Source organism: Paraburkholderia sp. RL17-381-BIF-C, from assembly GCF_046026435.1.
Lineage (GTDB): Bacteria > Pseudomonadota > Gammaproteobacteria > Burkholderiales > Burkholderiaceae > Paraburkholderia.
In genome coordinates, this window is the sequence record NZ_JARESX010000050.1 from 1 (window position 1) to 14148 (window position 14148).

A 14148-nucleotide genomic window follows, 5' to 3' on the forward strand; every position below is an offset into this window, starting at 1 on the left:
ACCCCAAACCAGCAATCATCACACATCCCCAACCGCATGCCCCCCACCTCAACCAACCATCGACCGCCCCACCCCTCCTTCTGAACCATCACGACTAGCCCCATTCAACTGCTGATAACGCCGAAACTTCGAAGGCGCCATCCCCTTCACCGCCAGAAACTGCCGGTTGAAATTCGACAAGTTATTAAACCCCGCCTTGAAACAAATATCAGTAACGCTCAACTCATCTTCGGTGAGCAACTGACAAGCCAGATTGATCCGCATCCGATTCACATACTGCACAAACGGTAAGCCAGTATGCCGCCGAAAATACCGCGAAAACGCGCTGACACTTTGCCCCGCGAGCTGCGCGAGATCCGACTCCCGCAACTCATTAGCGAGATTCCCCCCGATATAAGTGAGCACATGATTGATCCGAGTCGAAGCAAACCCACCAGGATCGGCCTGATAAGCAGGACTCGCCAGCATCTCACGATCTTCAGCGTTCACCAGAATGTCGAGCATCGACATGAACAGCACGAGCCGACGCAACCCACGCGCCGCCAGCAACTCAAGAAACAGCGGCTGGATCGCCGCGCTCGTCTGCGCACCGAACGACACGCCACGCCGTGAATCCGCGAGCAGTGCCTCGACCTGACGCCACTCCGGAAAACTCTCAACGCAGCTCGACACGAACTCCTGCCCGAACTGCACGACCAGATTGCGCTGCGCAATGCTTTCCCCTTGCGGCACTTCACTCACCCAGTTGTGCGGCAAGTTCGGTCCGATCAGCACCAGATTGCCAGGCGTGAAGCTGCTGATGTGATCGCCGACGAACATCTTGCCAGTCGTCGCCACGATCAGATGAATCTCGTATTCGGGATGAAAGTGCCAACGCACGGTGCGATACGGATAACCGTGCGACCACACTTTGAACGATTCGTCGCGGCGCACGGCCACGAGTTCGAGATCGGGTTGCACTGTCTGCCTCCATGAAGCGGCCTGCCAACGGCGCCGCCGGTCTTTGTCTTATATAGCGAACCGTAACCCTCTAACGCGCTCTTCACCACTAAAAATGAAACCGCGGATCGATACTTTTTTGCATTCGGGTTAGTCCTGGCGCATCGCCTGTCAAATTTGATGCAACGCAATACATGCGGCAACGCACTTCCACCACACAACGGCGTCCCGCGAGCCACGTCGAAAAGCCCCGCTGCGCCGCGCTGCGCCACAAAAAAGCCTGTGGCTCCGCCTTGACTTTCGTTTCAGCCGGTACGATCATTCGCTCACACACAGAGCAAATGCTCCATACCGAGACAACGCCAGGCCTTCCAGGTTTCTTCGCTACCCGGGGCGCGGACGCGATGCGTCTGGTTGGAGGCACTCACGAAAAAAACGCACGCTTCGAATCGTGCGAGCAAGGACATTCAGGAGACGCACATGAACAGCGGGCAAGGCAGCGGCGCTGCCGCACACGTGATCCTGCACATCGGCGCGGGATCGTTTCATCGCGCGCATCAGGCGTGGTATCTGCATCGGTTGAACGAGGCCAAGGTGCCCGGCGAGCCGCACTGGTCGCTGACGGTCGGCAACATCCGCAGCGACATGAATGCGGTGCTCGAAGCGCTCGCCGCGCAAAACGGCGTCTACACACTCGAGACCGTCACGCCCCAAGGTGAGCGCGCGTACGAAACCATTCGCTCGATCGAGCGCGTCGTGCCGTGGACCGAAAGCCTCGACGCGCTGATCGAAGCGGGCGCCGACCCGGCCTGCAAGATCATCGCGTTCACCGTCACCGAAGGCGGCTATTACCTCGACGAAGATGACGAACTCGACACCGCCAACGCCGATCTCGCCGCCGACCTCGAGGGCGGCCACACCACCATTTACGGCGCGCTCGCAGCGATTCTCGACGCGCGCATGAAGCGCGGCGCGGGCCCCGTCACGCTGCAGACCTGCGACAACCTGCGCAGCAACGGCGAACGCTTCCACGCGGGCATGAGCGAGTTTCTCGAACGACGTGGCGCGGAGGAACTCGCGCAATGGTTCGACGACAACACGGCCTGTCCGAGTTCGATGGTCGATCGCATCACACCGCGTCCCACGCCGGATGTGCGCGAACGCGTCAAGGCCGCCACCGGCGTCGACGACGCCTGCCCGGTAATGGGCGAAGCGTTCATTCAGTGGGTGATCGAAGACCGGTTTATCGCGGGCCGCCCGGCATGGGAAAAGGTCGGCGCGGAACTGGTCGACTCGGTGATGCCGTACGAGGAAGCGAAGATCCGCATTCTTAATGCGCCGCACAGCTGCATCGCATGGGCGGGTACGCTGGTCGGGCTGAACTACATTCACGAAGGCACGCTCGACGCGGACATCAATCGATTCGCCTTCGACTACGTCACGGAAGACGTGATTCCGTGTCTCACACCGAGTCCGCTCGATCTCGAACGGTATCGCGATGTGGTGCTGGAGCGCTTCAGCAACCCGTATATCCAGGACACGAACCAGCGCGTGGCGGCGGACGGCTTTTCGAAGCTGCCAGGCTTTATCGCGCCGACGTTGACGGAGTGCTTCGAGCGCGGCGCCACACCGGCGGCGACGGCAATGCTGCCCGCGCTGTTCTTCCGCTTTCTCGAGCGCTGGAACGCCGGCAAGCTGCCGTACACGTATCAGGATGGCGTGATGGACGAGCGCGTGGCGCGCGGCTTTTTCGCGGCGCCCGATCCGTTGAAAGCGTTCGCCGCTGACCGGCTGCTATGGGGCAGCATGGCGCAGACGCCGGAACTGGAATCGGCGCTGGAGGGCGCACTGGCGCGTGTCGATGTATGGCTGGCCAAACGCGGCGCGATTTGAGCGCCGACCGCGCCGGCCTCATCCATTGAGCTCAACAAGCGCCGCGCGTCGCGCGGCATCGAAACACGCGCTGCCAGGCTTAATGCGCATGGCACCGCGCGCCATGTGCGGCTAAAGTAGCGCATCTCTAACGACGAAGGTTCCGCGCCCATGTATCTCGGCATCGACCTCGGCACGTCCGAAGTGAAAGTTCTGCTGCTCGCCTCCAACGGACGCGTGATCGGCACCGCAGGCTCACCGTTTACCGTTTCGCGCCCTCATCAGCGCTGGGCCGAGCAGAATCCCGAAGACTGGTGGGCAGGCACGCGCAGCGCGCTCGCCGCCCTGCGCGCCAAACATCCCGACGAGTTCGCGCAGATTCGCGGCATCGGCCTGTCCGGTCAGATGCACGGCGCCGTGCTGCTGGATGCACAGGACCGCGTGTTGCGGCCCGCGATCCTATGGAACGACATGCGCAGCGACAAGGAATGCGCGGAATTGACCGAACGCGCGCCGGAGTTGCACAGCGTGGCCGGCAATCTCGCCATGCCCGGTTTCACCGCACCGAAGCTGCTGTGGGTCGCGCGCCATGAGCCGGACATTTTTGCGCGGACCGCCTGCGTGCTGCTGCCGAAGGATTACTTGCGCCTGCAATTGACCGGCGGCAAGGTGTCCGATCCATCGGACGCGGCCGGCACGCTGTGGCTCGACGTCGCCAAACGCGACTGGTCCGATTCGCTGCTCGCGGCCTGCAACATGTCACGCGCGCAGATGCCGAGCCTGTGCGAAGGCAGCGAGCCGTCCGGCACGCTGCTGCCCGAGGTGGCGCGCGAATTCGACCTGAGCGACGGCGTGATCGTCGCGGCCGGCGGTGGCGACAACGCCACAAGCGCGATCGGCATCGGCGCGACGCAACCCGGCGACGGCTTCGTTTCGCTCGGCACGTCGGGCGTGTTGTGCGTGGTCGGCGACAGCTTCCGGCCGAATCCGGCTTCGGCGGTGCATGCATTCTGTCACGCGATTCCGGATCGCTGGCATCAGATGAGCGTGGTGCTGTCCGCCGCGAGTTGTCTGCGCTGGGTCTGCAAGCTCACCTCCACCGACGAGCCGACCCTGCTCGGCGAAATCGAGGCGCTCCCGGCCGACACGTTGAACACCGCACCGCTCTTTTTGCCCTATCTGTCCGGCGAACGCACGCCGCACAACGACCCGTATGCGCAAGGCGTGTTCTTCGGCATGAATCACGCAACTGATCGCGCGCTGCTCGGCTACGCGGTACTCGAAGGCGTCACGCTCGCGCTCACCGACGGCCTCGACGCGCTGCGCGCGGCCGGCACCGAAGCGAAGGCGCTATCCCTGCTCGGCGGCGGCGCCCGCAGCGACTACTGGGCGCAATTGCTGGCCGACTCGCTCGATACGGCGACGCGCAAGCACGGCGGCGGCGAAACCGGCGCGGCGCTCGGCGCGGCACGTCTCGGCTGGCTGGCAGCCGGCGGCGATCCGGCCACGGTGCTGACCAAACCGCCGATCGAAAAGGAGTTCACACCGAACCCGCGCCGCCACGCCGAATTGCGCGCGCGACTCGAAGCGTATCGCGCACTCTATCGCCATGTGCGGCCGCTGTTCGACCCCGCGCGGCAGCCGCTTGCCTGACCGGCAATCCGCCACCGGTTTGCGCGCCAGGTTCAGTTAAAGCGCGCAGACCGGCTGCTATCATCGGCGCACTTCAAGCGAACCGTCACCGTGCCCAAGTCCACAGAAAAATTAGATCTTGCTACCCGCGCCGCGTGGCTCTACTACGTCGCCGGCAATACCCAGAACGAGATCGCCGAAAAGCTCCAGGTGTCGCGTCCGGTCGCGCAGCGGCTGGTCGCCTTCGCAGTGGAAAAGAATCTGATTCGCGTGCGCGTCGATCATCAACTGGCCGATTGCCTCGCGCTCGCCGATCAACTGTCGAAGCGCTACGGTCTGAGCATGTGCGAAGTGGTGCCGGTCGACAGCGATACGTCGGAGGAAGTCGACCGCAAGCTGGCGGTGGCCGGCGCGCAGGTGATGGAGCGCTATCTCGGCGAGGAAAAGCCGATGGTGGTCGCGGTGAGCAGCGGCCGGACGCTGAAGGCCGCGGTCGATCAGATCGCGCAACTGGACCGTCCGCAACACCGGCTGGTATCCATGGTCGGGGCGATCGCCCAGGACGGCTCCTCGAACCGCTACGACGTCGCGCTGCACATTTCGGAGAAGACCGGCGGCAAGCATTTTCTGCTTCCCGCGCCGCTGCTCGCCGATAGCGAAGCGGAGCGCGCGCAGTGGTGCAATCACCGGCTGTACCGGATCGTCGAATCGCTGTCGGCGCAGGCCGACGTGGCGTTCGTCGGCATCGGCAATATCGGGCCGAATTGTCCGTTGCACGAAGACGGCTTCATTACGTCGGCGGAAGTGAAGGAATTGATGCAGAACGGCGCGGTGGCCGAAATGCTCGGACTGCCGATCGATTCGGCCGGCGCGCACGTCGAATCGCCGATCGGCCGGCGCGTGACGAGCATCGCACTGGATTCGCCGCCACGGCGTCCCACCATCGGCTTCGCCGGCGGCGAGCGCAAGCGCGAGGCGCTGATTGCGGTGCTCAAAGGCGGCTGGCTCTCCGGACTGGTCACTGACGAGTCGTGCGCGCGAGCCGCGCTCGAAGCCTGAGCGGAAGTTGGCACACCGTCGGACGCAGCGCTGAAAGCGGTCCACGTTCGTCTTACATGACCGGCAAGCCTTCGGTGATGATGATGCGATAGTCGGCGCCTTGCAGGCGCGTGTCGCTGACGGCCTGATACTCCGGGCTGTGATACCAGGCGAGCGCTTCATCGTAGCTGGTGAATTCGAGGATCAGAATGTCTTCGATCGCCGGACCTTCCACCACTTCCCTGCGCCCATGGCTCGCCAGCATCATCACCGGATGCTGCTCGAAGGTTGCAGGCGCAACCTGTTTGTACTCTTCCAGTTTGGCGGGATCGAGCGTTTTCTCGCGCGTAATGACGACATAGGCGGGCATGAGCGTTCCAGAGCGTGATTGAAAAGGAAAGCGGCGCGCCCGCCGCTTTTCCAATCGTCACGCGGCTAGCACTTCAACGATCTTACGCTGGAATGCTTTGCCTGCGCTGTCGAACAAATGGCAATGCTCCGGCGTCGCGCCGTTTTTTTGGGGCTTGCCGGTTCGGTAGCGAAACATCACACCATCGGACGTGACCGACTGCGCATGCCGAAAAATCAGGCCCGCGCCGCAGACGTGCCGGCGGGCAACCACTCGTGCTCGAAGTGGTAGTTCGGCGAGCCGGTACCGCCTAGCGCCCGACCAATGCCGGCGACCGCCTTGGAAACGGCATAACCGGCGAGATCGGGTAAGACGTGACAAAGCCGCCCGCAGGGGCCGGCCAGGTTGAACAGCTGGCCGACCGAGGAAATGAGCGGCGTATTCAGAAAGTCGTTGCTCCTGGACACACAGTCGATCATCGCTGAGCCGATCAAACTGTTCACGCTCTTCATGTTCGAGTCCGCAGATTGGTCAGGCTTGCCGCATCTGGAAGGATATGAAGACGTCGACATCCCGTCCCGGCTGGTGACCATCGAGGTTGCGCTCATGACATCTGAGTCGCGTACCCGTTCGCGAGTGGCGCTGGAGCCAGCGCAATGGCGTTCCGTATTGCCGAAGGTGGCGTTAAACCCCGACCTCCGCTGCTCACGCTCGTGACCGCCGCACGTGGACGGGGCAGAGGGCACGTCCGAAGCATTCGAATTGCTGAATCGCGCACTGGAAAAATACGTGTCGATTTTCGTCGACGTGAGTCGTTGCATGCTGATTTCCTCTGTTGATTTTGCGTGCCAGATAACCCGTCTGGCCGGGTATTGGTCAGCGGCTCGCGACGAGTCGCCGTTCAATGCTGGAGCCGGTTGAAAGCGGGTCCGCTGCCGATCGAGCGGACGCGCTCGCCGCCTGCGTTAAGGGAGCAGACAGTCAAGCAGCGTGGAAGAAAAGATGCGGTGCGGATCGTGGCGGTTAAGCGTATTGCGCGCCGTGTTCCAGGTGGCCCCTGACGGCTGTCCCTCGGAATACAGATTCGGAATCGTGCTGCCAATCATCACGCTGTCCTGCCACGCGGCGGCATTCGTATAGGCCCAGCCTTTCGACCATTCGGGGCGCACGGTCGCATATGAGCCTGCGTAGTTCGACATCATCCACTGCTCGATTTCCCGATAGAAACTGTTCGCCGCCGGCGTGCCGGGCATCGTCAAAATGTCGAAGTAGACGGCGATGTTCCACTCCGGATGGTCTGGACACGGCTTGAGTGCGGCAAGCGACGGTGTGGCGGCACCCGGCCCGGCATCGGCCGGTTGATCGAGCCCGGTCACGCGGATTTCGACAGGGCCATTCATTGGGTACTCGCCGCGTTGCCTGTAGGCCTCGACCCGGTTCTGGTAGAACTGCACGAACTCGTGGATGACGCGTTGCACGTCAGCACGCCGGGCAAGCACGGCGTAGCCGTTTGCGGTCACGCGCAGCGTCGAAGGACGGACGTATTGCAGAACGTTGCGCGACCAGCCCCAGATGTCGCCACTGAACGTGACGCCCAGCCCCGCCATGACGATACCCATCTGCAGCTGCCCAAAAGCCGGCGTCAGGTGGCGTTCGCCCCCGATCACGATGCGTTTGATCAGCTCCGCCAGCGGCTGCGGGATGGAATCGGAAAATGAATAGTTATAGGGCTTCGTCACCTCCCGCGAGAAGAGCGGCTTGCGGGATTGCACCGTCCACACCTTGAGCCACGGGCAACTCGTGAACGGAAACCAGATCGCCTCCATCCGGCCTGTGCGGTCGAGGAACGATTCGATCGTACGTCCCCCGGACTTCGCCGGGGCGAACAGTTCGGATGCCGGAATATCCACGAAACTCTGGCAGCGCAGCCGCTGGTTGACGCCCGCTTCGAGCGTCGCCTCGACGATCAACGCGCGGCCGAGATGAACGAGGAACGCACCGATGTCCGCATCGGTTCGCTTGAACGTGCGCAGCGCATACTGATGTTTCTGGGCATCGAACACGACCGCCGTCAGCGACAGGATCAGATTGCTAAGCGAGCCGTAGGTATGCCCCTTCAAAGCGGTTTCGCCGGAAGCGGGTATGGCTGTTCCGTGCGCACCGATCGCAAGAGCGCCGCCTAGCGTAATGTCACCTGGAGCTGGCGAGGCCGTCACGCCCAGACCGAATTTTTCCAGCGTGGCGAGTAACGCTTCCATCGAAATGCCGGTTTGCGCCGTGACGCGTGCGGGCTGAGATGACGTGTCCACGGTTACTGCGTTGAGCGACCTCGTCATGTCGAGCAGGACGACTTGCGACGCCCCGCTGGTCCGGTCGATCGTCAGCGGGGACCAGTTGTGCATATAGCCGCGCGGCCTGATGCGATATCCGTTCGCGCGCGCCCAATTGACAATCGTGACGACAGCAGCGGGCGTGTCGGGCGACGCTGTCCAGACGTCCGCTATCGCGATTTCACCGCTCCAATTCTGGAATGCCTGTTTATACAGCGGAATACCGGTGGGAAAATTGGCCGGAACAGGCGCGGCGCCTTGCGCGTGCGCGGCGATCTGATAAACCGGCGTCCATCCGGTCACGACTCCAGCCACCGAGAGCCGGGCGATATCGGCAATGAATTTACGTCGTGGCGGTGGTGTAAGAACATCTTGAAGAGAGTGGGTCACGTTCGCTCGAATGCCTGTTGATGGGAAGAAGATTTCAGTCCCCATGCTATTTTCTTTAGGCGTTCGCGAGGCGATGACTATTCATGACATGACCGTGACGATCACGATAAACGCGGTTGACCGGATGCGGCGAGCTGTTGCGGTGAGCCGATGGGATAGGCGGGACGTTAGCGCTTGCGCGTCACTCGATTGATCAGGATGGATCTGTCGACCAACGCAGCCACGCATTACTGATGAAAAAAAAGCCGCGCTCGAAGGGCGCGGCATAGAGTCGTTGCAGAGTTCGGAAGTCAGGGCCGCAAGAAGGTGGCCCTTGGAGAACTTACGCCGCCAGCACTTCGACGATCTTTCGCTGAAATGCTTTCCCAGCGCTGTCGAACAAATGGCAATGCTCCGGCGTCGCGCCGAGTTTTTGCGTCTCGCCCTTGGTATGCCGCTCGAGCGGCGGAATCCGCGCGATCAGCCCGTCCGGCGCAACGCTCGACTCTGCATACAGATACGCCGCGTCGCCGAGCGATTCGACCGCCATGGTGCGGGCCGAAACGCCGTCCTCGGCCATGCCGACATGCAGATGCTCGGGGCGAATGCCGACCGTCACCTTGTCGCCCTGTTTGACCGCGGCCGGTTCCACCGCGACGCGCTGGGTTTCGCCGGTTTCGTAGCGCACCGTGACACCGTCATGCGTGACCGACTGCACGACACCTTCCATGAAATTCATCTTCGGCGAACCGATGAATCCCGCCACGAAACGGTTGGCGGGCGCGTGATACAGCATGGTCGGGCTGCCGACCTGCTCCAGATTGCCCGCCGACAGCACGACGATCTTGTCCGCCAGCGTCATGGCTTCGACCTGATCGTGCGTCACGTAGATCATCGTGGTCTTCAGTTCGTCATGCAGACGCGCGAATTCGAGGCGCATTTTCACGCGCAACGCGGCGTCGAGATTCGACAGCGGCTCGTCGAACAGAAATACTTTCGGCTTGCGCGTGATCGCGCGGCCGATCGCCACGCGCTGACGCTGTCCGCCGGACAACTGCTTCGGCTTGCGGTCGAGCAGATGGTCGATGTGCAGGATCTTCGCCGCGTTGCGCACGGCCGCGTCGATTTCCGGCTTCTTGGTGCCGGCGAGTTTCAGGCCGAACGCCATGTTGTCGTAGAGCGTCATGTGCGGATATAGCGCGTACGACTGGAACACCATCGCAATGCCGCGCTTGGCGGGTGCGACGTCGTTCACGCGCATGCCGTCGATGGTCAGATCGCCGCCGCTGATATCTTCGAGGCCGGCGATCATCCGCATTAGCGTTGATTTACCGCAACCGCTCGGGCCCACGAACACGACGAACTCGCCGTCGGCGATATCGAGGTTGATGTCGCGCATCACTTCGTTGTCGTCGTACGCCTTCCGGATGTTGCGCAGAGTTACGCTTGCCATGATGTGTCTCCGTGTAATGCTATGTGTTGCTTGTCCGTTGCTTCGGTTGCCTGAATTTCCCAAGGCTGCCGCGTTGATTCGTATCCCGGTGCCTCGCTTTCCCGTGCCACGCATGCCGTTTACGGCGCGGCGGCCGTCACGCTCAGCGTCCATTGCGCGACCAGTTCCGGCAGCTGCTGCATGTCGTCGAATACGTGACGCGCGCCCGCCGCATGGAGCTTGTCGATCTGCGCATCGCTCGCATGACCGCCGCCTATGAAACCGAGCACCGTCATACCCGCCGCGCTCGCCGCCGTCACGCCCGTGACGCTGTCCTCCACCACGAGGCACCACGAGGGCGCGAGGCCGAGCCCCCTCGCCGCCGCCAGATAAACATCGGGCGCGGGCTTCGGATTCGGCACCGTATCGGCGCAGAACAGGCGGTCGCCGAAAAACCTCACGAGGCCCGTGCGCGCCAGCACCGATTCCACATACGGGCGGAAGCTGTTGCTCGCGCAACCTTTGGTGAGCGGCACCTGAGCCAATGCGGCTTCAATGCCGTCGACTGTCGGTGCCTGCATCGCCGCCGCTTCCACCGCGCGGCGGATCGCATCGATATCCTCGAGCGTGAGGCTTCTGCCGAGTTGCGCGGCGGTGCCTTGCAGCACTTTCTCGATGCGTAGTCCGAGCAACGGCAGCACCACCGGTTCGACATCAGTGCCGGGCCACAGTGTTTCGAGTTCGCGCACCAGCATGCGCGCCGCCACGGCTTCGCTGTCGATCAGCACGCCATCGCAATCGCAGATCAGCGCGAAATTGCCGACCACCGTGCTTCCACTCGTGCCTGACGTCATTTGACCGCCCCGAACGTGAGGCCGCGCACCAGTTGCTTCTGCGACAGCCAGCCGACAATCAGGATCGGCGCGACCGCCAGCAGCGAAGCGGCGGACAGCTTGGCCCAGAACAAGCCCTCAGGACTCGAATACGAGGCGATGAACACAGTCAGCGGCGCGGCGTTCGAACTCGACAGGTTGATGCTCCAGAACGCTTCGTTCCACGACAGGATCACGAGCAGCAGCGCAGTGGAAGCCAGTCCCGGCAGCGACATGGGCATCAGCAGATACACGATTTCCTGCCACGTCGCGGCGCCGTCGATCCGCCCGGCTTCGAGAATGTCGCGCGGAATTTCGGCGAAGTACGTGAACGACATCCACACCGCGATCGGCAGATTGATGAGGGTGTAGACGATCACGAGACCGGATACCGTATCGAGCATGCCGCTGTTTTTCCACAGCAGATAGATCGGCACCAGCACGCCGACCGACGGCATCATCTTGGTCGAGAGCATCCACAGCAGCACTTTCTGTGTGCGGCGGGTCGGGAAAAACGCCATCGCATACGCAGCCGGCACGGCGAGTATCAGGCACAGAATCGTCACGCCCGCCGAGATCAGCACCGAATTCAACGCGAACGAAAAATAATTGCTGCGCGCGAACACCTCGCGGAAGCTATCGAGCGTCGGGATGAAAAACAGCGATGACGAATAGGCCTGCTGCTCCGTCTTGAACGCGGTGATCGTCATCCAGAAGATCGGAAAGAACAGCAGCAACGCGACGAGCCAAGCGATCACGCCGGGGATGCCGCGGCGAATCGCGGCGAACGGCGACTTGGCCGGCACGGTCATGGGTGTCGTGCTCGACACCGGGGTAGAGGCAACCTGGCTCATTTTTCGTACTCCCCTTTCAGGTTCTTCGCGAGCATCCGCACAAGGAAGAACGACACGATATTGGCCAGCACGACAGCGAGAATGCCGCCCGCCGAGGCGAGACCGACGTCGAACTGTTGCAGGCCCAGCGAATAGATCAGGTACGACAGGTTGGTGGTCGCGGTGCCCGGACCGCCGCCCGTGGTCGTATAGATTTCGGCGAAGATCGACAGCAGGAAAATGGTTTCCATCATCACCACCACCGCAATCGCCCTTTTCAGGTGTGGCAGCGTGATATAGAAGAACATCGAGAACGGACCCGCTCCGTCGATCCGCGCCGCTTCCTTCTGCTCCTGATCGAGCGACTGGATCGCCGTGAACAGAATCAGGAACGCAAACGGCAGCCACTGCCACGCCACGATCATGATCACCGCTGTCAGCGGATATTCGGCGAACCAGTCGATCGGCTGCATGCCCATGGCGCGCATGCCCTGCGCGATCAGGCCATACACCGGATGCAGGATCATGTTCTTCCAGATCAGCGCGCTCACGGTCGGCATCACGAAGAACGGCGCGATGGCGAGCAGCCGCGCGATCCCTTGCCCGTAGAACTTACGGTCGAACAGAATCGCCATCAGCACGCCGCCGACCACCGTGATCACAAGGACCGAGATGATCAGTTCGAGCGTGTGTCCGATCGAAGGGCCGAACGACGGATCGCTGGCAAGAAACTTATAGTTGTCGAAACCCGCGAAGCCTTTGAGGTCCGGGTTCAACAGGTTGTAGCGCGAGAACGAAAACCAGATCGTCATCGCGAGCGGAATCGCCATCCACAGCACCAGCACGGCAACCGAAGGCGAGACCAGCCAGCGGGCGGAATTGGCTTTGCGAGTTTCGCGTTCTTTTTCTGTCTGGGGTTGGGCATGCATGAGAGGTAGGCGCAAAGGACGCATGATTGACCACCTGTTCGGTAATGCGCGGGCCGCCGCCTGAAGCCGCATGAAAACCGCAGCGACACCCTGCGATGTCGCGGCGCCCGCGCGGCGGAAACGGCCCGCTGTGCTGCGTGGGCCGGCTGACGGGCGTCAGCCGGCGCGTGCCACGTAACGCTCGTGGCTTACTTCTGGTAGCCGGCCTGCTTCACAGCGCGATCCGCCGTGGCGTTGCCCGCTGCCAGCGCCTGGTCGACCGTCATCTGACCGGCAATCGCGCCGGAGATGCTCTGACCGACCACGGTGCCGAACGACTGGAACTCAGGAATCCCGACGAACTGCACACCGGTGTACGGCACCGGCTTGAGGGTCGGATGCTCCGGATCCGCCGTTTCGATCGCCTTCAGCACGAAGTCGCCGAACGGTGCTGCCTGCTTGTACTCGGGGCGAGCGTAGGTGGATTGACGCGTTCCCGGCGGCACCGAGGCCCAGCCTTCGTCCTTCGCAACCAGTTCGATGTACTCCTTCGACGTCGCCCACGTGATGAACTTCTTCGCCGCGTCAGCCTGCTTCGACGACTTCGGAATCGCCAGCGCCCAGGCCCACAGCCAGTGCGAGCCCTTTGGCGTGACCGCGATCGGCGCCGCGGCGAACCCGACCTTGTCGGCGATCTGCGACTGCTGCTTGTTATAGAGCATGCCGGCAGCGACCGTCGCGTCGATCCACATTGCACACTTGCCGGAAGACATCAGCGTGAGGTTCTCGTTGAAGCCGTTCGAGCTCGCTCCCGGAGGGCCGTCTTTCTTCAGCAGATCGACATAGAACGTGATCGCCTTCTTCCATTCCGGCGAGGTGAGCTGCGCGTTCCACTTCTCGTCGAACCAGCGGCCGCCGAACGTGTTCACCACCGTCGTGCCGTAGGCCATGTTCTCGCCCCAGCCCGCCTTGCCGCGCAGGCAGATGCCGTACATGCCGTTGGCCTTGTCGGTGAGCTTGTCGGCGAATTGCGCGATCTGGTCGTAGGTGGGCTGATCGGGCATCTTCAGGCCCTTGGCCGCGAACAGGTCCTTGCGGTAATACGTCATCGAGCTTTCGACGTAGAACGGCAGCGCATACAACTGGCCGCCGCTCGAGAGGCCGTCGCGGGCCGTCTTCACGACGTCGTTCAGATCGTAATCGGCGGGCAGATTGGTGAGCGGCGTGAGCCAGCCGCGCTTGCCCCATTGCGGCGTTTCGTACGCGCCGATCGTCATCACGTCGAACTGGCCGCTGCCGGTCGTGATGTCGGTGGTGGCGCGCTGACGCAGCACGTTTTCTTCGAGAATCACCCAGTTCAGCTTGATGTCCGGATTCGCCTTTTCGAACGCGGGCGAGAGCTTCTTCAGCTCGATCATGTCCGGATTGTTCAGGGTGGCGATCGTCACCGTGGCCGCCGACGCGCTCAATGCAAAGCATGCGACAGCGCCGGCACTGACCGCCTTTAGCGTGGATTTGAGAGCTGGCTTCATGTGTTGTCTCCTTTCTCGTACGTTATGTAGTACAGCGTTTGT

11 protein-coding genes and 1 pseudogene are annotated in these 14148 nt (G+C 62.3%); 3 read left to right on the top strand and 9 right to left on the bottom strand.

The features are described from left to right. Positions 1 to 63: 63 nt before the first annotated feature. Positions 64 to 960: pseudogene (locus P0D70_RS25685) on the bottom strand (AraC family transcriptional regulator); the annotation flags it as partial. 459 nt (positions 961 to 1419) lie between these two features. Here P0D70_RS25685 and dalD point away from each other — a divergent pair. From dalD to P0D70_RS25700, 3 genes are all read left to right on the top strand, one after another. Next, positions 1420 to 2832, top strand: coding sequence for a D-arabinitol 4-dehydrogenase (dalD, locus tag P0D70_RS25690; RefSeq protein ID WP_408186526.1), 1413 nt, complete (start codon positions 1420 to 1422; stop codon positions 2830 to 2832). 150 nt (positions 2833 to 2982) lie between these two features. After that, the gene (gene xylB, locus P0D70_RS25695) at positions 2983 to 4464 is read left to right on the top strand and encodes a xylulokinase (RefSeq protein WP_408186527.1); all 1482 of its coding nucleotides are present in this window, start codon (positions 2983 to 2985) and stop codon (positions 4462 to 4464) included. Between the two features lie 90 nt (positions 4465 to 4554). Then, complete coding sequence (locus P0D70_RS25700; RefSeq protein WP_091799490.1) at positions 4555 to 5502, top strand: sugar-binding transcriptional regulator; 948 nt, start codon at positions 4555 to 4557, stop codon at positions 5500 to 5502. A gap of 52 nt (positions 5503 to 5554) precedes the next feature. Here the strand turns inward: P0D70_RS25700 and P0D70_RS25705 are convergent, their stop codons facing one another. The 8 genes from P0D70_RS25705 to P0D70_RS25740 all read right to left on the bottom strand — a co-directional run bounded on the left by P0D70_RS25705 (position 5555) and on the right by P0D70_RS25740 (position 14106). Beyond that, positions 5555 to 5851, bottom strand: coding sequence for a DUF1330 domain-containing protein (locus tag P0D70_RS25705; protein WP_011489704.1), 297 nt, complete (start codon positions 5849 to 5851; stop codon positions 5555 to 5557). Between the two features lie 215 nt (positions 5852 to 6066). Further along, a complete protein-coding gene (locus P0D70_RS25710) occupies positions 6067 to 6651 on the bottom strand; it encodes a hypothetical protein (RefSeq protein ID WP_408186528.1) in 585 nt (194 codons plus the stop codon). 144 nt (positions 6652 to 6795) lie between these two features. Further along, positions 6796 to 8550: a cholesterol oxidase substrate-binding domain-containing protein gene (locus tag P0D70_RS25715; protein ID WP_408186529.1), complete on the bottom strand. Its 1755-nt coding sequence runs from the start codon at positions 8548 to 8550 to the stop codon at positions 6796 to 6798. 322 nt (positions 8551 to 8872) lie between these two features. Continuing rightward, positions 8873 to 9982, bottom strand: a complete 1110-nt coding sequence (locus P0D70_RS25720) for an ABC transporter ATP-binding protein (RefSeq protein ID WP_091799482.1) — start codon at positions 9980 to 9982, stop codon at positions 8873 to 8875. A 119-nt stretch (positions 9983 to 10101) separates the two neighbouring features. Further along, positions 10102 to 10815, bottom strand: a complete 714-nt coding sequence (locus tag P0D70_RS25725) for an HAD family hydrolase (RefSeq protein ID WP_408186530.1) — start codon at positions 10813 to 10815, stop codon at positions 10102 to 10104. Continuing rightward, entirely contained in the window at positions 10812 to 11645 is an 834-nt protein-coding gene (locus tag P0D70_RS25730; protein ID WP_286162061.1) for a carbohydrate ABC transporter permease, read from the bottom strand. The genes P0D70_RS25725 and P0D70_RS25730 overlap by 4 nt, the downstream gene beginning before the upstream one ends. A gap of 38 nt (positions 11646 to 11683) precedes the next feature. Further along, a complete protein-coding gene (locus P0D70_RS25735; protein ID WP_408186531.1) occupies positions 11684 to 12619 on the bottom strand; it encodes a carbohydrate ABC transporter permease in 936 nt (311 codons plus the stop codon). Positions 12620 to 12783: 164 nt separating this feature from the next. Next, positions 12784 to 14106, bottom strand: a complete 1323-nt coding sequence (locus P0D70_RS25740) for an ABC transporter substrate-binding protein (protein ID WP_091799469.1) — start codon at positions 14104 to 14106, stop codon at positions 12784 to 12786. Between the last annotated feature and the right edge of the window lie 42 nt (positions 14107 to 14148).